This window comes from Pseudomonas sp. SIMBA_041 (genome assembly GCF_046535095.1).
Classification (GTDB): domain Bacteria; phylum Pseudomonadota; class Gammaproteobacteria; order Pseudomonadales; family Pseudomonadaceae; genus Aquipseudomonas; species Aquipseudomonas mucoides.
This window is the reverse complement of sequence record NZ_JAWRXJ010000001.1, coordinates 433871-451117: the sequence shown is the minus strand read 5'-3', so window position 1 is coordinate 451117 and position 17247 is coordinate 433871. Positions and strand designations below refer to the sequence as shown.

Sequence of the window (17247 nt, the reverse complement as noted above, 5' to 3'; positions counted from 1 at the left end):
TCTGAAAACGTATTACATGAAGCTGTAGGTGTAGTTGAAGATCAGACGGGTCTGGTCCTGGCTGGCGATACCGGTATCGCTGCCACGGTAAGTGCCATGACGCAGTGTTGTGCCGAAGCCTTTGAGTACGCCTTGCTGGATGGTGTAGTCCACACGCAGGTCGCGTTCCCACTCGGACTGATCAGGGCTGGTACCGTTTTTGGCCTTGATGTTATCGCCATACAGGTAGGCGGCCGAGGCTTTCAGACCTGGCACACCCAACGCAGCGAAGTCGTAGGAGTACTGACCGAACGTGGTGTTTTCACCGGCCCGGACAAAGCCGTTGATCATGGAATCGGTGAACAGGTAGAAGCTCGCGCCGCCCGCTTCTTCACTGCGACGGTTGTCATTCACAACGCTACCCTGGTTCAGGTAGACGAAACCGCCGTCATCATTGACGCGTTGATGACCCAGCAGGAACGCGTTGCCACCCAGGGTGTAGGTGAACATGGCGCTCCAGGTCTTGTTGTCGACCTCGCCCGGGGTCTTGGCGTAACCACCGTTGTTGTTGAACTGATAGCCCGCATCGCCGTTCTTGCCATCGGAACCGCTATCGAAGTAGCGCAGGTCCGTCTTGAAGGACTGATTGGTACCAATCGGCCAGACATGTACCAGACCCAGGAAGTCCTGTTTGTAGTAGTCCTTCAGATTCGCGTGGTAGTACTGCAGAGTCAGGTCTTTGGTGACCTTCCAGTCGGCACCGGCGTAACGGAACTGGTTGCTCTCCTCGGTACCACCAGCCACGGCCAGACCGGTGCTGTTGGAAGAGGCGCGACCCGCCGCGTGCTCCAACTGACCAACGTTGAAGGTAACGTTGTCGATTTCCTTCGAGGAGATCGTGCCACCCTCAAAGGTCTGTGGCAGCAGACGGCTGTCGTTCGCGACCAGAATCGGCATGTTCGGTTGCAACGCGCCGCCCAAGTGGGCCTCGGTCTTGGAGAAGCGTGCCTTTACGTTAGCTGCCGCACGGCTCCACTCACTCGCCGCCGAACCATCGGAGTCGCTTGGGAAGAATGAGCTCGGGTACGGGTGATGCCCCTTGCCGCCGTCCAGATGGATACCGACCAGTGCTTGAGCGTCGATACCGAAGCCGACAGTACCTTGGGTGAAACCGGACAGGTAATCAAATTTGAGGCCTTCAGCGGTCTCTTTCTGATCGGCACCGCCGTCACGGTTATCGTTGTTGAAATACATGGTGCGGGAACTGACGGAAGCCTTGCTGTCTTCCAGGAAACCGGCGGCGCCTGCCTGCTGCGCCAAAACCCCTACGGCCACGGCCAAGGCCAAGGTGGACTTGTTCATTGTTTAGCTCCTCTCGTTTCTAATTCTTGTGTTCCTGGCCCCAAGTCGATGCTTGGAATCCTAAGATGCGCGATTAGCGCCAGAGCGTGACCCACAAGTCAATCGTAACTATGTGTGTCTACGACCATGGTCTAATCCCCCGTTTTTTGGTCCATGCAGGTCATGAGTTCGTCATAAACCTGAAAAGAACTAGCTGCCTCTTTTCTCATACCCTTTAGGAATTAAGCTCTGCGCCGCTCCCAGCCCCCCAGAATAGGGCCCTCAGCTCATAAGCTAATTCCTAAACAGTATTTACTAGCCGTTTTTTAGATCGTTTAGCGTTTGAAGCAATTCGGAAACAAAACCTTACCGAAGGGCCCCGCCATGACGACCAAACGCGCACTATCCAGTCAAATTGTTACAGTTTGTGTATCGCGATTATTTACGCTCTCCGCTCAGGCGGCCAACTTGACCGTGGGCTACCCAACCGGTATCGCCCCCAGCAAAGTCCCCAGGCAGACGGTCCGTACGAAAAAAACAATCGGCGAGAAAATTGACTGGCGTCGCTTCAACAGCGGCCCGGAAGTGGTGACCGCGCGCACTCAGCAAACCACTGCGCTACTGGAGGGCGGCACGGCGAAGGCGATTGGCGAGACGGCGAAGCTCTTGAAAGAGCAAGGGAAGGTAGAGACGGTGCTGCCGGATTATTCGGCGTATGTCAGTGCGAAGTTTGTGGCTGACTGATGATCCTTCCCACGCTCTGCGTGGGAACGATCACTGCCACAGGATCACAGGGTCTTTTCGAAGATCTTCGAATTACGCTGATAGTTGTACAGCGAAGCCCGTGCTGACGGCAGGCGTTCAACGCTGCTCGGCACGAACCCGCGCTCGCGGAACCAGTGAGCGGTGCGGGTCGTCAGCACGAACAGGGTTTTCAACCCCTGGGCCCGGGCACGGGTTTCGATGCGCTCCAGCAGCTCATCACCGCGACCGCCATGCCGGTATTCCGGGTTCACTGCCAGGCACGCCAGCTCCCCGGCGTCCGAGTCGGCAATCTGATAAAGCGCCGCACAGGCGATGATCATGCCTTCGCGTTCAACCACGCTGAACTGCTCGATCTCACGTTCCAGCACTTCACGGGAGCGACGCACCAGAATCCCCTGCTCTTCCAGCGGGCTGATCAGGTCCAGCAAACCGCCGACATCTTCGATCGCGGCTTCACGCACCACTTCGAATTGTTCCTGCGCCACCAGCGTACCGCCACCGTCACGGGTGAACAGTTCGGTCAGCAGAGCACCGTCTTCGGCGTAGCTGACGATATGGCTGCGCGCCACGCCGCCCCGACAGGCCTCAGCGGCTGCATCCAACAATTCAGCCTGATAGTTGCTGCCCAGCCGCTGCAAATGCGCCGGCACTTGTTGCGGACGCAATTCGCGCACCAGACGACCGTTTTCATCGATCAAGCCCGGGTCGGCGCCAAACAGCAGCAGCTTGTCCGCGCCCAGGTCGATGGCCGCGCGAGTGGCGACGTCTTCACAGGCGAGGTTGAAGATTTCACCGGTCGGCGAGTAGCCCAACGGCGACAGCAACACGATGGAGCGTTCGTCCAGCAGGCGATTGATGCCTTTGCGGTCGACCCGACGCACTTCGCCGGTGTGGTGATAATCCACACCTTCGAGCACACCAATCGGCCGCGCCGTGACCAGGTTGCCGCTGGCCACCCGCAGGCGCGAGCCCTGCATCGGCGACGAGGCCATGTCCATGGAAAGGCGCGCTTCAATAGCAATACGCAACTGGCCGACTGCATCGATCACACACTCCAGCGTCGCAGCATCGGTGATGCGCATGCCGTGATGGTAATGCGGGGTCAGGCCACGCGTGGCGAGGCGGGTTTCAATTTGCGGACGGGAACCGTGAACCAGCACAAGGCGCACCCCCAGGCTGTGCAACAGCACCAGGTCGTGAACGATATTGCCGAAATTCGGATGCTCCACCCCATCGCCGGGGAGCATGACGACAAAGGTGCAATCGCGGTGGGCATTGATGTAAGGCGAAGCGTGACGAAGCCAATTAACGTATTCGGGCATGAACCTGGGCCTGTAATAAATAGCAGCCAAAAAATGGGCGAAACTGAAAACGCACAGCGGGCTGATGGTTATCGTCGGAACAGGCTTGGCGACACGCGCGCTCTCCTCATGAATACGGGTTGGGACACTGGCAATTTATACGGCATGTCAGGCAAAGCACAGACCCTGTGGGCGCGGGCAGGCTCGCTCCCACATGGATTTGCGCTCAACTGACGGGCATTGCGGCCGGTGTCAGGCAGTAATGTTGAATCAGTTGACGTAATAGATGCACCGTAGGCTGCAAACGTGACATTTCGAGGTATTCCCCCGGTTGGTGGGCGCAGGCGATATCGCCCGGGCCGAGCACCAGTGTCTCGCAGCCAAGTTGCTGAAGATAAGGCGCTTCGGTGCCGAACGCCACTGCTTCGGCACCATGGCCGGTAAGCTTTTCAGCGATCCGCACCAATTCCGCGTCTTCGGCCTGCTCAAAGGGCGGCACCTCAGGGAACAGCGGCGCGTAATCGATCTTCACCTGATGGCGCTCGGCAACCGGTTTGAGCCGCTGCAAAATCTCCGCGCGCAAGGCCTTGGGATCCATGCCCGGCAAGGGCCGCAGGTCGAATTCCAGCGAACACTGGCCGCAGATACGGTTAGGGTTGTCGCCGCCATGGATGCAGCCGAAGTTCATGGTCGGCGTCGGCACGCCAAACTGCGGATTGCGGAATTCGCGCTGCCACAACAGGCGCAGACCACGTAATTCGCCGATTGCATCGTGCATCGCTTCAAGGGCGCTGTGGCCCAGGCGTGGGTCCGAGGAATGGCCACTCTGACCGAGAATGTCGATGCGTTCCATCATGATGCCTTTGTGCATGCGGATCGGCTTCAGCCCGGTCGGCTCGCCGATAACCGCTGCGCGGCCCAATGGACGCCCGGCCTTGGCCAGGGCGCGAGCACCGGACATCGAGCTTTCTTCATCGCATGTAGCGAGGATCAACAACGGTTGCTTGAACGGCTGATCGAGCAGCGGGATCACCGCTTCGATGGCCAAGGCGAAAAAGCCCTTCATGTCACAACTGCCCAAGCCCACCCAACGACCATCGACTTCGGTGAGCTTCAGCGGATCGGTCTGCCACAACGCGCCATCGAACGGCACCGTGTCACTGTGGCCGGCCAACACCAGGCCGCCGGGGCCGGTACCAAAACTGGCCAGCAGGTTGAACTTGCCGGGGCTGACTTGCTGGATATCACAGGCAAACCCCAGATCACCCAGCCACGTCGCCAGCAAATCGATTACCGGGCGGTTGGTCTGATCCAGGTTCGGTTGGGTGCAGCTGACCGACGGCGCAGCGATCAGTGCAGCGAACTGATCTTTCATGGACGGCAAGGGCATCGCTGACTCCAACTCCCGGATTGAAGTCCATCATAGAACCATCTGGCGACAGGAATAAACCGTCGCGGGGCGTAGGAACGTTCACTCCTGTACACTGCACGACCTTGGCAGCCACACATTCCCCCGGCTGCGCTCCCGATCCTGGATTTTCCGGCCATGCAGAAAGAAACCGAAATCAAGCTCCGCGTCAGCCGCGAAACCCTCGCGGCCCTGCGCGAGCACCCGCTCCTGAAAAAACGCAACAAAAGTGGCTGGGAACGCCGTGAGTTGATGAATCAATACTTCGACACGCCTGAGCGTGACCTGGCCCGCGCCAAGGTTGCCCTGCGCCTGCGCCGCGATGGCGAAGAAGTGATTCAGACGCTCAAGACCCGCGGCCACAGTGTTGCCGGCCTGTCCGAGCGTAACGAATACGACTGGAACCTGCCCAAAGCCAAGCTCGACGTGAAAAAACTCGACGGCGAATGCTGGCCTGAAGAGCTGGCCGAGCTGGACAAGAAAACCCTCAAGCCGATCTTCACCACCGATTTCGTTCGCGAACGCGCTGAAATCGCCTGGGGCCGTGGCAAGACCAAAGTGGTCATCGAAGCCGCGCTGGACCTGGGCCACGTGATCGTCGGCAAGCAGAAAGAAGAAATCTGCGAACTGGAACTGGAATTGCGCGAAGGCGAGCCGGCCGCCCTGCTGGAACTGGCCGCAGAACTGGCCGCAACCCTGGCCCTGATGCCGTGTGACATCAGCAAGGCTGAGCGCGGCTATCGCCTGTACGACGCCAACAGCTATTCGTTGAGCCTGCCGGCGCCGCAAATCACCGCCGAAACCCCGCTGGACGACGCGTTCGCCGCGCTGAGCTGGCACTTGCTGGGCAGCAGCCAGCGTCTGGCTGAGCAATATCGCTTCAACGGCCACTGGCGCCTGTTGCTGGACTGGGTCGAAAACCTCGCTGAATTGCGTGCTTTGCTTAGCAGCCTGGGTCAAGCCGCGCCGCGTCAGTCCACCCACGACCTGCGCCTTGCGCTGGATGCGTTGCTGGAAGACTGGCGTCCGCTGGTGCAAGCCGGCATCGAGGACGAAGACGTGCGCAAAGCCGCGCCGGAGCAATTCCTCGAAGAACTGGAAGACCCGCGCTGGGGCCTGTTCTCGCTGAACACCTCACGCTGGTTGCTGGCCCGCACCTGGGCGGCTGATCGCAACGTTCGTGGCAATCGCCAGGGTGCCGCGCAACTGGGTAGCTGGTTGCCGCGGTTGCTGGGTGAAGAAGCAACGTCCCTGCAATTGCAGCGTTATCAGCAACAGCCGGAAGACCTGGCCGAGCAACTGCCGCGCATCGAGCGCATTCAGGCGTGGCTGCACCATGCCCGTGGCGTGCTGGACATCCCGGAAATGGATCGCCTGTACGGTGAGCTGAAACAGCTGGCGCAACTGGCCAACGAGCCGATCACCGATGAATCGCTGGATGCGCGTAAGCAGCAGGCGATTGCGGTGTACCAGAATCGTGCCTGGAAAATGCTGCTGCGTATGTAAGTACACAACTGTGGCGAGGAGGCTTGCCCCCTCGCCACAAAAGCACTCTGCCGGTGTTACACCGGCAAACTCGTCGTCGACTTGATCTCCGACAACGCCACAATCGAATTCACTTCCTGTATCCCCGGCACCATCGACAGCTTTTCGAAGAAAAACCGCTCATACGCCTCAATGTCCGCCGTGACGATCCGCAGCAAAAAATCCACCGACCCCATCAGCACATAACACTCCAGCACTTCGGGAAAACCGCGGATCGCCTCAGTGAACTCAGTGAAGTTCGAACGCCCGTGCGCATTGAGTTTGATCTCGGCAAAGATCTGCGTGTTCAGGCCGATCTTCTTGCGGTCCAGCAGCGTCACCTGCCCACGAATGATTCCCTCCTCCTTCATCCGCTGAATCCGCCGCCAGCAGGGCGACTGCGACAGCCCCACCTGTTCGGCGATCTGAGCGCTGGAGAGCGAAGCGTCCTCTTGCAGCAACGCGAGAATCTTGCGGTCGTAGCCATCGAGCTCGCTTTGCATAGAAAAACCTTAAATCGTTCGTTATTCGAATTACACGATTCGATAAATCGCCAATAAGCCCAATCATAGATAAGAAATGCCCGGCACCGAATGTAAAAATTCCTCCATTGAATTTGGAGCCCGACCATGCCGCCTCTCGAAGCCGTCTACACCCCGCCCACCCGCGCCGATGTCTGGAACGCCAGCAACGCCCACTGCCGCGTTCATTACCAACTGCTGGCGGAGGCCGAGCCGGATCTGCTGTGCCGAGCGCTCAATCTGTTTGCCTTGCAGTTCTTGACGCCGCAACAGGTGAACGTGCAGCGCCAGGAGGATTTGCTGTCGATCGACATCGTCATGGACGGTCTCAGTTGGCACCGCGCCCAAGTGATTGCGGAAAAATTACGCAACCTGATCAGCGTCTGTTCGGTCGAGTTGCAAACGGCTGATGTGATGTGGGATCAACCGGCCCAGGCAGCGGGCTGAAAAATCCCGACACGGCTTCGTCGGGTAGTGGCCCAACGGTCGAGGGCTGCGCGACTATCCTTTGCGGACTGTTGTTCATGAGGAGCCCGCATGTCCGTTCAACTTGCCATTCAGGACCGCTGGCTGGATCTCAATGATTTGCTGCGCGAACTGGTCGCCCAAGGTTTCATCAGCCAGGACTCGGCCGAGCACGCGCTCAATGCCCGCCGCCGCCACGCCGCCAATGGCCAGATGCACCCGCTGGAATTCATAGCCAGCCAACACCTCGACGATCTCAGCCGTCCCGGCAAACACCTGGACCTGGAAAGCCTGACCCTGTGGTTGTCGCAGCAAGCCGGCCAGCCTTATTTGCGCATTGATCCACTGAAGATCAACGTCGCGGCCATCACGCCGTTGATGTCCTACGCCTTTGCCCAGCGCCACAAGATTCTCGCGGTATCGATCGACCGCGACGCGGTGACCGTGGCCAGCGCCCAGCCCTACGTCAGCGGCTGGGAAGCCGACCTGACCCATGTGTTGAAGTTGCCGATCAAACGGGTCGTGGCCAACCCGGTGGACATCCAGCGCTTGAGCGTCGAGTTCTTTCGTCTGGCCAAATCGGTCAGCGGTGCGACCGCTGCCGATCAGCAAACCAGCACGTTGGGCAACTTCGAACAACTGCTCAACCTCGGCGCCAGCGACCAGGAGCCGGACGCCAATGACGCGCACATCGTCAACATCGTCGATTGGCTGTTTCAGTACGCCTTCCAGCAACGCGCCAGCGATATCCACATCGAACCCCGGCGCGAACAAGGCACGGTGCGTTTTCGCATCGATGGCGTGTTGCACAACGTCTATCAATTCCCGCCCCAGGTGACCATGGCCATTGTCAGTCGCCTGAAAAGCCTCGGGCGGATGAACGTCGCGGAAAAGCGCAAACCCCAGGACGGCCGGGTGAAAACCAAGACCCCGGACGGCGGCGAAGTCGAACTGCGGCTGTCGACCTTGCCAACGGCATTTGGCGAAAAAATGGTCATGCGAATTTTCGACCCGGAAGTGCTGCTCAAGGATTTCGATCAGTTGGGCTTTTCCGCTGAAGACCTGCGCCGCTGGCAGGACATGACTCGTCAGCCCAACGGCATCATTCTGGTCACCGGGCCGACGGGTTCCGGCAAGACCACCACGCTGTACACCACCCTGAAGAAACTGGCGACGCCGGAGGTCAACCTCTGCACCATCGAAGACCCGATTGAAATGGTCGAACCCGCGTTCAACCAGATGCAGGTCCAGCACAACATCGACCTGACCTTCGCCGCTGGCGTGCGCGCGTTGATGCGACAAGACCCGGACATCATCATGATCGGCGAGATTCGCGACCTCGAAACCGCCGAGATGGCGATTCAGGCGGCGCTCACCGGTCACTTGGTGCTCTCGACGCTGCACACCAACGACGCGCCGAGCGCGATCAGTCGCCTGCTGGAACTCGGCGTGCCGCATTACCTGATCAAAGCCACGGTGCTCGGCGTCATGGCCCAGCGCCTGGTGCGTACCTTGTGCCCCCATTGCAAGGCACCACTGACACTGGGCGAAGAGGATTGGCAGACCCTGACCAAACCCTGGCAAGCCCCGCTGCCGACCAACGCGCAACGCGCCATCGGTTGCCTGGAGTGTCGCGACACCGGCTATCACGGCCGCGCCGGGGTCTACGAAATCATGCAGCTGACGGACGGCGTCAAAGCGTTGATCAATCCGGACACCGACCTGCTGGCGATCCGGCGTCAGGCGTTCAAGGAGGGCATGCGCAGCTTGCGACTATCAGGCGCTCAGAAGGTGGCGGCAGGGCTGACCACGATCGAAGAGGTGCTGCGCGTGACGCCGCAGAGCGAGCAAAAGTAGGCACGGGTGTATGGAACTGGATGGGGGGATGGCTATCCAAGGCCGTGTAGTTAACCCAGTGGAGTCACCCATCATGCGTTTCAAACTTGCTGTCGCCACCGTCGCGCTGCTGTCCCTTCCAGTCGGTTCCGCGATGGCCGATAGCTTTTGGACTAACGTCCTTTCGTCGGGCGCGACCACCGGCTCGACTTACCTGACGTTCAAGGATCACAAGCTGATCGTCGCGGCCCAGGACGATGCCGGTAGTTTTGTTGCCAGTGACGGCGGCATTCGCGGCCCTTACCTGGAAGCGGCGATGCAGAAAGTCCGCGCCGACAACCCGGGCCTGCAGGCGACGGACATGGAACTGGCGAATGCGATTCTGGCGAAGAACGCCGTCGCTTCGAAGTAAGTCCATCGATACAAAAATGCCGCTCATATGAGCGGCATTTTTTTGCCCAAACACAAATCCCCCCTGTAGGAGTGAATTCGGGATCTCAGCGGTAATCGTCGACAGGCACACAGGCGCAGAACAGATTCCGGTCGCCGTAAACGTTATCCACCCGATTCACCACCGGCCAGTATTTGTGCTGTCGGGTGTGCGCATCCGGCGTCACCGCTTGCTCGATGCTGTACGACCGCTCCCACACTCCGGTGATGTCCGCCAAAGTATGTGGCGAACGCTTCAGCGGATTGTCCTCGGCTGGCCAGTTGCCGTTTTCCACCTCGCTGATTTCCGCACGGATGCTCAGCATCGCTCCGATAAACCGGTCCAGTTCGGCTTTTGATTCACTTTCGGTCGGCTCGACCATCAACGTCCCCGGCACGGGAAACGACATGGTGGGCGCATGGAAACCGTAATCCATCAAACGCTTGGCAACGTCTTCTTCACTGATGCCGGTCAGCGCCTTCAGTGGCCGCAGATCCAGGATACATTCGTGAGCCACCCGCCCGTTGCGCCCGGTGTAGAGCACCGGGAACGCACCGGACAAATGCTGCGCCAGGTAATTCGCGGCGAGGATTGCCACTTCGCTGGCGTCTGCCAGTTGCGGCCCCATCATCGCGATGTACATCCAGCTGATCGGCAAAATGCTCGCACTGCCCCAGGGCGCCGCGCTCACTGCGCCGTTCTGCGGCAACGGCCCGTCGATGGGTACCACCGGGTGATTGGCCACGAACGGCGCCAGGTGCGCCCGCACACCAATCGGCCCCATGCCCGGCCCACCGCCGCCATGGGGAATGCAGAAGGTCTTGTGCAGGTTCATGTGAGACACATCGGCGCCAATGTCCGCCGGGCGAGCCAAGCCGACTTGCGCGTTGAGGTTAGCGCCATCCATGTACACCTGACCGCCGTGGCTGTGGATAACTTCACACATCTCGCTGATGCCTTCCTCGTAGACACCATGGGTCGATGGATACGTCGCCATCAGGCACGCGAGTTTGTCCCCCGCCTCCGAGGCTTTTTGCTTGAGGTCATCCAGATCAACGTTGCCGGCTTCGTCGCACTCGACAATCACCACGCGCATCCCGGCCATTTGCGCCGAGGCCGGGTTGGTGCCGTGGGCCGAGGACGGAATCAGGCAGACGTCCCGCGCCCCTTGGTGACGGCTCTCGTGGTATTTGCGGATCGCCAGCAACCCGGCGTATTCGCCCTGGGCGCCGGAGTTGGGTTGCATGCAAATCGCATCGAAACCGGTGATCGCGCAGAGCCAGCGTTCCAGCTCTTCGATCATCAGCGAATACCCCACGGCCTGCTCCTTCGGCACGAACGGGTGCAGGTTGGCGAACTGCGGCCAGGTGATCGGGATCATCTCGCTGGTGGCGTTGAGCTTCATGGTGCAGGAGCCCAGCGGGATCATCGACTGGTTGAGGGCGAGGTCCTTGTTCTCCAGTTGCTTGAGGTAACGCAGCATCTCGGTTTCGCTGTGGTGCGCATTGAACACCGGATGACGCAGATAAGGCGAGGCGCGCAGCAGCCCGTCAGGAATGCCGGACGCCAGCGTTTCGGCGTCCAGATCGTCGACATTCAAACCATGATCGGCGCCAAGGAACACATCGAACAACTTGGCGACGGTGGTCTCGTCTGAGGTTTCATCGAGGCTCAACCCTAACTGTCCTCGCCCCAGAATCCGCACATTGATCTGCGCCGCCCGAGCACTTTCGATGATCGCGGTCTGGGTGCCGCCAACCTCCAGGGTCAGGGTGTCGAAGAAATGCCTGTTGAGACGGCTGACGCCGTGCCGCTCAAGGCCGGCAGCGAGGATGCAGGTCAAGCGATGCACACGCTGGGCAATGCGCTTGAGCCCTTCAGGTCCGTGGTACACCGCGTAGAAACTGGCGATGTTGGCCAGCAACACCTGAGCAGTGCAAATGTTCGAATTGGCCTTCTCCCGGCGGATATGTTGCTCGCGGGTTTGCAGGGCCATGCGCAAGGCAACATTGCCGCGAGCATCCTTGGACACGCCGATGATCCGCCCGGGAATCGCCCGTTTGTATTCATCGCGACTGGCAAAAAATGCCGCGTGCGGCCCGCCGTAGCCCATGGGCACACCAAAACGCTGGGATGAGCCGAACACCACATCGGCGCCCAACTCTCCCGGCGGAGTCAGCAGCAGCAAACTCAGCAAATCAGTGGCAACACACGCCAGGGCTTGCTGCGCGTGCAGGTGATCGATCAACGGCCGCAGATCGTGGATCTCGCCATGGGTGTCGGGGTATTGCAGCAGGGCACCGAACACCTGGTGCTGTTTCAAGTTTTCCACAGTGTCGATGATCAGCTCGAAACCGAAGCCTTCGGCGCGGGTCTGCACCACCGAAATGGTCTGCGGATGGCAGTTCTGGTCGACGAAGAACAGATTGCTTTTGGACTTGGCGACTCGCTTGGCCAGCGCCATCGCTTCTGCGGCGGCGGTGGCTTCATCCAGCAAGGACGCGTTGGCCAGTTCCAGGCCGGTGAGGTCGATGGTCAGTTGCTGGAAGTTCAGCAGCGCTTCGAGCCGGCCCTGGGCAATCTCTGGCTGATAAGGCGTGTACGCGGTGTACCAACCGGGGTTTTCCAGGACGTTACGCACAATCACGGTCGGGGTGAGGGTGCCGTGGTAGCCCATGCCGATCAGGCTGGTCCAGACCTGGTTTTGCTCGGCGTAACCGCGCAACTTGGCGAGCGCGGCTTGTTCATCGAGGGCGGGCGGCAGGTCGAGCGCGCGGTTCAGGCGAATACCCGGCGGCACCGTCTGCTCGATCAATTCGACCCGGCTGCCGAGGCCGAGGCTGTCAAGCATGGCCTGCTGCTCGACGGCATCGGGCCCGAGGTGGCGGCGCAGAAAGGCATTGGGGTCGCGTAACTGGCTCAAGGACGGCAACTGGGACATGACGGGCTCTCTCTTGACTGGCGCTCAACGTCGATGCAACACGGTCAAACCAGCATAGCAGTCGATATCCGGGCGGATGGCTTGGCGCCGACGACCATTGCAGACATCATGCTCGGCATCTGCCAAATGTCCGCTGATCAGGTGCCTGAATTTATGAGCCCACTGCCTTTCCTGCCGTTTTCCAAACCCACCATCGATGAAGCGACGATTGCCGCGGTCGGCGACGTGTTGCGCTCGGGCTGGATTACCAGCGGCCCCAAGGTCCAGGCCTTTGAACAACAACTCTCTGCATTTTTTGGCGGGCGCCCGGTGCTCACGTTCAATTCCGGCACCTGCACCATGGAAATCGCCCTGCGCATTGCCGGGATCGGACCGGGCGATGAAGTGATCACCACGCCGATCTCCTGGGTGGCCACCGCCAACGTCATTCTCGAAGTCGGCGCCACCCCGGTGTTTGCCGATATCGACCCGGTCACCCGCAACATCGACCTGGCTCAACTCGAAGCCGCCATCACCCCGCGTACCAAAGCGATCCTGCCGGTATTTCTCGCCGGACTGCCGGTGGACATGACGCGCCTTTACGCACTGGCCAAGCAGTACAACCTGCGGGTGCTGGAAGACGCGGCCCAGGCGCTGGGCTCCAGCTGGAACGGCCAGCGCATCGGCTCGACCGGCGACTTCGTGTCCTTCAGTTTCCAGGCGAACAAGAACGTCACCTCGTCAGAGGGCGGCTGCCTGGTGCTGAACAATGATGAGGAAGTGCGACTGGCGCAGAAGTACCGTTTGCAGGGCGTGACCCGCAGCGGCTTCGATGGTTTGGATGTCGATGTGCTGGGCGGCAAGTTCAACATGACCGACGTCGCGGCGGCCATCGGCCTTGGGCAATTTGCTCACATCGAAGCCATCACGGCCCATCGCCGTGAACTGGCCCGGCACTATTTCGCGTGTTTTGGTGAGGTTTTCGAGGCGCAATACGGGGCTCAACTGCCCCCGGCGGATTTCGAGAACAGCAACTGGCATTTGTTCCAGCTGGTGTTGCCGGAGCGCGGGGATGGCCTGCCGGCACGGGCGACGTTCATGGAGCAGATGCAGGCGTTGGGCGTCGGTATCGGCTATCACTACCCGCCGATTCACTTGCTGAGCCTTTACCGCGAGCGCGGTTTCAAGGAGGGCATGTTCCCGGTCGCCGAGCGGGTCGGCCGCTTGATTGTCTCGTTGCCGATGTTCACGGCGATGAGCAAAGCGGATGTCGAGCGTTCGGTGGCGGCGGTCAAAGCTGTTCTGAAGCCCTAAACACCTGTGGGAGCGAGCTAGCTCGCTCCCACAGCGATTTCGCAGAGCGGGGACTATTCGCCGATCGCAGCCTTGTAGCCGGCGGCGTCGAGCAGTTTTTCCAGGTCCGCGGTGTTGCTGGGCTTGAGCTTGAAGATCCACGCGCTGTACGGGGCGGAGTTGAGCGATTCCGGAGTTGCGCTCAGTTCTCCGTTGACCGCAATCACTTCACCGGCAATCGGGGAGTAGATGTCGGAGGCGGCTTTCACCGATTCAACAACGCCCGCCTGATCTCCAGCCGCAAACTTGTTGCCCACTTCGGTCAGCTCAACGAAGACCACGTCACCCAGCGCTTCCTGCGCGTGATCGCTAATGCCCACGGTGACGGTGCCGTCGGCTTCCAGGCGGGCCCATTCGTGACTTTCGGCAAAACGCAGGTCGGCAGGAATATCGCTCATGTTCTGTGTCCTCAAGAAAAATGTCAGCGGTTTTAGTCCGCCAAAAAAGGTTAGATCAAGGTTTTTCCGTGGCGTACGAAGGTCGGCTTGACCACTCGGACCGGGTACCACTTGCCACGGATTTCCACTTCTGCGCGGTCGGCAGTTGCCATCGGCACGCGCGCCAGTGCTATCGACTTGCTAAGCGTAGGAGAGAAACTACCACTGGTGATCTCCCCTTCGCCAACATTGGCGATGCGGACCACTTGATGAGCGCGCAAAACCCCTCGCTCCTCAAGGACCAGTCCCACCAGTTTGTGCTGTACGCCGCCGGCCCGTTCGGCCTCTAGGGCGGTGCGCCCGATGAACTGGCGAGAGGCCGGTTCCCAGGCAATGCTCCAGGCCATATTGGACGCCAGTGGCGATACATCTTGATGAATGTCCTGACCGTACAGGTTCATGCCGGCTTCGACCCGCAAGGTATCCCGCGCCCCAAGGCCGATGGGGGAAATGCCCGCGCCGACCAGATCGTTGAAAAAACCCGGTGCCTGATCAGCCGGTAGAACGATTTCCAATCCATCTTCGCCGGTGTAACCGGTACGGGCGATGAACCAGTCACCTTCCGGCTGGCCTTCGAAGGGCTTGAGCAGCTGAATCAGATTGCTGCGGGCCTGGGAGACCAGTTCGCAGATTTTTTGACGGGCATGCGGGCCTTGAATCGCCAGCATCGCCAGCTCTGCACGCTCGTTGAGCTGAACATCGAAGCCGTCGAGGTGAGCCTGCATCCAGGCGAGGTCTTGATTGCGGGTGGAGGCGTTGACCACCAGGCGATAACCGTCGTCGAGGCGATAGACGATCATGTCGTCGACGATGCCGCCGCGCTCATTGAGCATGGTGCTGTAAAGAGCACGGCCGGGGCTGTGCAGGCGCTCGACATCATTGGCCAGCAAGTGCTGGAGCCAGGCCTTGGCCTGGGGGCCGCTGATATCGATCACGGTCATGTGGGATACATCGAAAACCCCGCAATCGCGGCGCACCTGGTGGTGTTCCTCGACCTGCGAGCCGTAATGCAGAGGCATATCCCAACCGCCAAAATCGACCATCTTCGCGCCGAGGGCGAGATGAAGGTCATACAGAGGCGTACGCTGTCCCATGGGTTTCTCCTTCCGGGCGTGGCGAAGGTGCGGACAGGCGCTGCACGGGGTGAAAACCTTGAACTAGAAGGCTTTCAGCCGATTTCAGCTACCGGGTCTGTCAGACGGACCGCACCGAATGCCGCGCATTGTAGCCGCAAGGTGTAGGACTGGCACCTAGCTGTTTCGATGCGCCGAACGTCGAATCAATCCGATGACCGGTAACAGGCCGACCAAAACAAGCGTCAGTGCCGGCAAAGACGCCCTCGCCCACTCCCCTTCGCTGGTCATTTCAAAGATCCGCACGGCCAGCGTGTCCCAGCCAAACGGGCGCATCAGCAGGGTTGCGGGCATTTCCTTGAGCACATCGACGAACACCAGCAACGCGGCGCTCAACGTGCCCGGCAACAACAACGGCAGATACACCTTGAAAAACAGTCGTGGCCCACTGACGCCAAGGCTACGTGCTGCTTCGGGCAAAGATGGCCGTATACGCGCCAGGCTGCTTTCCAGTGGCCCGTATGCCACCGCAATGAAACGCACCAGATAGGCCAGCAACAACGCCGAGAGACTGCCCAGCAGCAAAGGCTTGCCAGCGCCGCCTAGCCAGCCGGACAGCGGGATGACCAGCTCGCGATCCAGGTAACTGAACGCCAGCATGATCGACACCGCCAATACCGAACCCGGCAAGGCATAGCCCAGGTTGGCCAGGCCAATGCCGGAGCGGATCGTTCGGGTCGGTGCGAGGCGCCGGGCAAACGCCAACACCAAGGCAACGCTGACCGTGATCAGCGCCGCCATGCCGCCCAGGTACAAGGTGTGAAGAATCAGTCCGGTGTAACGCTCATCCAGATCGAAACGCCCGCGCAACCAAAACCACACCAGCAGTTGCAGCATCGGGATGACGAACGCACAGGCAAACACCAGGCCGCACCAGCTCATCGCCGCCAGCGCCTTGAAGCCACGCAGGTGATACAGCGCCTTGACCCGCGGCCGTTCGTTGCTCGCCCGGCTGGCCCCACGAGCACGACGTTCGCCGTACAGCACGACCATCACCACCAGCAGCAACAGGCTGGCCAGTTGGGCGGCGGTGGACAGGCTGAAGAACCCGTACCAGGTTTTGTAAATCGCAGTGGTGAACGTGTCGAAGTTGAACACCGACACTGCACCGAAATCCGCCAGGGTTTCCATCAACGCCAACGCCACCCCCGCGCCGATGGCCGGGCGCGCCATCGGCAAGGCCACTCGCCAGAACGCTTGCCACGGCGACTGGCCGAGCACCCGGGCGGCTTCCATCAAGCCTTTGCCCTGGGCGAGGAACGCCGTACGGGCCAGCAGATAGACGTAGGGATAGAAAACCAGCACCAGCACGACAATGACCCCGCCGGTGGAGCGCACACCCGGCAACCTCAGGCCCGTGCCAAACCACTCGCGCATCAGGGTTTGCACGGGGCCGGCGAAATCCAGCAGGCCGACGAAGACAAACGCCAGTACGTACGCCGGAATCGCAAACGGCAGCATCAGCGCCCAGTCCAGCCAGCGTCGGCCGGGGAACTCACAGAGACTGGTCAGCCACGCGAGGCTGACGCCCAGCAGCGTGACGCCAACCCCGACGCCGACTATCAGGGTCAGGGTGTTGCCCAACAGGCGCGGCATCTGGGTGGCCCAGAGGTGGGACCAGATCTGTTGATCGATGGTTTGCCAGGACAGCAGTAAAACACTGAGGGGCAACAGGACCAGCGCAGCGATGGCGAAGACCAGGGGATACCAGCGACGTTGGGCGGGGTGGGCCAAAGGGGTTCTCTAGAAAATGTTAAATGATTGTGCCCACGCTCTGCGTGGGCACATATTTTTTGACGTTCTGCGTCACGCTTCGACGCGGATCGTCGGAAGA

13 protein-coding genes and 1 pseudogene are annotated in these 17247 nt (G+C 60.3%); 6 read left to right on the top strand and 8 right to left on the bottom strand.

Going from position 1 to position 17247, the window contains the following annotated elements; translation table 11 throughout:
- Window positions 1–12 precede the first annotated feature (12 nt).
- Window positions 13–1341 carry an OprD family porin gene (locus tag SB725_RS02105; protein WP_027926476.1) on the bottom strand — a complete coding sequence of 443 codons (1329 nt, stop codon included), beginning with the start codon at window positions 1339–1341 and terminating at the stop codon, window positions 13–15.
- Window positions 1342–1704: 363 nt separating this feature from the next.
- Here SB725_RS02105 and tauA point away from each other — a divergent pair.
- A pseudogene (tauA, locus tag SB725_RS02100) lies at window positions 1705–1917 on the top strand (taurine ABC transporter substrate-binding protein); the annotation flags it as partial.
- Window positions 1918–2108: 191 nt separating this feature from the next.
- Here the strand turns inward: tauA and argA are convergent.
- A complete protein-coding gene (gene argA, locus SB725_RS02095; protein ID WP_027926474.1) occupies window positions 2109–3407 on the bottom strand; it encodes an amino-acid N-acetyltransferase in 1299 nt (432 codons plus the stop codon).
- 205 nt (window positions 3408–3612) lie between these two features.
- On the bottom strand, window positions 3613–4776 hold the full coding sequence (gene argE / locus SB725_RS02090; protein WP_027926473.1) for an acetylornithine deacetylase: 1164 nt from the start codon (window positions 4774–4776) through the stop codon (window positions 3613–3615).
- 156 nt (window positions 4777–4932) lie between these two features.
- On the opposite strand from argE, the gene SB725_RS02085 reads away from it, so the two are divergent.
- Window positions 4933–6300 (top strand): inorganic triphosphatase, encoded by a 1368-nt coding sequence (locus SB725_RS02085; RefSeq protein WP_059181989.1) that lies wholly within the window; start codon window positions 4933–4935, stop codon window positions 6298–6300.
- Window positions 6301–6356: 56 nt separating this feature from the next.
- Here the strand turns inward: SB725_RS02085 and SB725_RS02080 are convergent, their stop codons facing one another.
- On the bottom strand, window positions 6357–6821 hold the full coding sequence (locus tag SB725_RS02080; protein WP_027926471.1) for an Lrp/AsnC family transcriptional regulator: 465 nt from the start codon (window positions 6819–6821) through the stop codon (window positions 6357–6359).
- A 126-nt stretch (window positions 6822–6947) separates the two neighbouring features.
- Here SB725_RS02080 and SB725_RS02075 point away from each other — a divergent pair, with 126 nt between their 5' ends.
- The 3 genes from SB725_RS02075 to SB725_RS02065 all read left to right on the top strand — a co-directional run bounded on the left by SB725_RS02075 (window position 6948) and on the right by SB725_RS02065 (window position 9552).
- The gene (locus SB725_RS02075) at window positions 6948–7286 is read left to right on the top strand and encodes a hypothetical protein (protein ID WP_027926470.1); all 339 of its coding nucleotides are present in this window, start codon (window positions 6948–6950) and stop codon (window positions 7284–7286) included.
- Window positions 7287–7376: 90 nt separating this feature from the next.
- Entirely contained in the window at window positions 7377–9161 is a 1785-nt protein-coding gene (locus SB725_RS02070) for a GspE/PulE family protein (RefSeq protein WP_059181988.1), read from the top strand.
- A 73-nt stretch (window positions 9162–9234) separates the two neighbouring features.
- Entirely contained in the window at window positions 9235–9552 is a 318-nt protein-coding gene (locus SB725_RS02065; protein ID WP_027926468.1) for a DUF2388 domain-containing protein, read from the top strand.
- An 85-nt stretch (window positions 9553–9637) separates the two neighbouring features.
- Here the strand turns inward: SB725_RS02065 and gcvP are convergent, their stop codons facing one another.
- Window positions 9638–12511 carry an aminomethyl-transferring glycine dehydrogenase gene (gene gcvP, locus SB725_RS02060; RefSeq protein WP_194940465.1) on the bottom strand — a complete coding sequence of 958 codons (2874 nt, stop codon included), beginning with the start codon at window positions 12509–12511 and terminating at the stop codon, window positions 9638–9640.
- 153 nt (window positions 12512–12664) lie between these two features.
- Here gcvP and SB725_RS02055 point away from each other — a divergent pair, with 153 nt between their 5' ends.
- Complete coding sequence (locus SB725_RS02055; RefSeq protein WP_027926466.1) at window positions 12665–13804, top strand: DegT/DnrJ/EryC1/StrS family aminotransferase; 1140 nt, start codon at window positions 12665–12667, stop codon at window positions 13802–13804.
- A gap of 53 nt (window positions 13805–13857) precedes the next feature.
- Here the strand turns inward: SB725_RS02055 and gcvH are convergent, their stop codons facing one another.
- The 3 genes from gcvH to SB725_RS02040 form a co-directional block, all read right to left on the bottom strand.
- On the bottom strand, window positions 13858–14241 hold the full coding sequence (gene gcvH / locus SB725_RS02050; protein WP_059181987.1) for a glycine cleavage system protein GcvH: 384 nt from the start codon (window positions 14239–14241) through the stop codon (window positions 13858–13860).
- A 50-nt stretch (window positions 14242–14291) separates the two neighbouring features.
- Entirely contained in the window at window positions 14292–15374 is a 1083-nt protein-coding gene (gene gcvT / locus SB725_RS02045) for a glycine cleavage system aminomethyltransferase GcvT (RefSeq protein ID WP_027926464.1), read from the bottom strand.
- 156 nt (window positions 15375–15530) lie between these two features.
- The gene (locus SB725_RS02040) at window positions 15531–17147 is read right to left on the bottom strand and encodes an ABC transporter permease (RefSeq protein ID WP_027926463.1); all 1617 of its coding nucleotides are present in this window, start codon (window positions 17145–17147) and stop codon (window positions 15531–15533) included.
- Window positions 17148–17247 lie beyond the last annotated feature (100 nt).

Excerpts from the sequence above, each read along its gene's own strand:
- SB725_RS02085 (WP_059181989.1), top strand. The coding sequence starts at position 4,933 with ATGCAGAAAGAAACCGAAATCAAGCTCCGCGTCAGCCGCGAAACCCTC.
- gcvH (WP_059181987.1), bottom strand. The coding sequence starts at position 14,241 with ATGAGCGATATTCCTGCCGACCTGCGTTTTGCCGAAAGTCACGAATGG.
- SB725_RS02065 (WP_027926468.1), top strand. The coding sequence starts at position 9,235 with ATGCGTTTCAAACTTGCTGTCGCCACCGTCGCGCTGCTGTCCCTTCCA.
- argA (WP_027926474.1), bottom strand. The coding sequence starts at position 3,407 with ATGCCCGAATACGTTAATTGGCTTCGTCACGCTTCGCCTTACATCAAT.
- argE (WP_027926473.1), bottom strand. The coding sequence starts at position 4,776 with ATGCCCTTGCCGTCCATGAAAGATCAGTTCGCTGCACTGATCGCTGCG.
- gcvP (WP_194940465.1), bottom strand. The coding sequence starts at position 12,511 with ATGTCCCAGTTGCCGTCCTTGAGCCAGTTACGCGACCCCAATGCCTTT.
- gcvT (WP_027926464.1), bottom strand. The coding sequence starts at position 15,374 with ATGGGACAGCGTACGCCTCTGTATGACCTTCATCTCGCCCTCGGCGCG.
- SB725_RS02080 (WP_027926471.1), bottom strand. The coding sequence starts at position 6,821 with ATGCAAAGCGAGCTCGATGGCTACGACCGCAAGATTCTCGCGTTGCTG.
- SB725_RS02055 (WP_027926466.1), top strand. The coding sequence starts at position 12,665 with ATGAGCCCACTGCCTTTCCTGCCGTTTTCCAAACCCACCATCGATGAA.
- SB725_RS02075 (WP_027926470.1), top strand. The coding sequence starts at position 6,948 with ATGCCGCCTCTCGAAGCCGTCTACACCCCGCCCACCCGCGCCGATGTC.
- SB725_RS02105 (WP_027926476.1), bottom strand. The coding sequence starts at position 1,341 with ATGAACAAGTCCACCTTGGCCTTGGCCGTGGCCGTAGGGGTTTTGGCG.
- SB725_RS02070 (WP_059181988.1), top strand. The coding sequence starts at position 7,377 with ATGTCCGTTCAACTTGCCATTCAGGACCGCTGGCTGGATCTCAATGAT.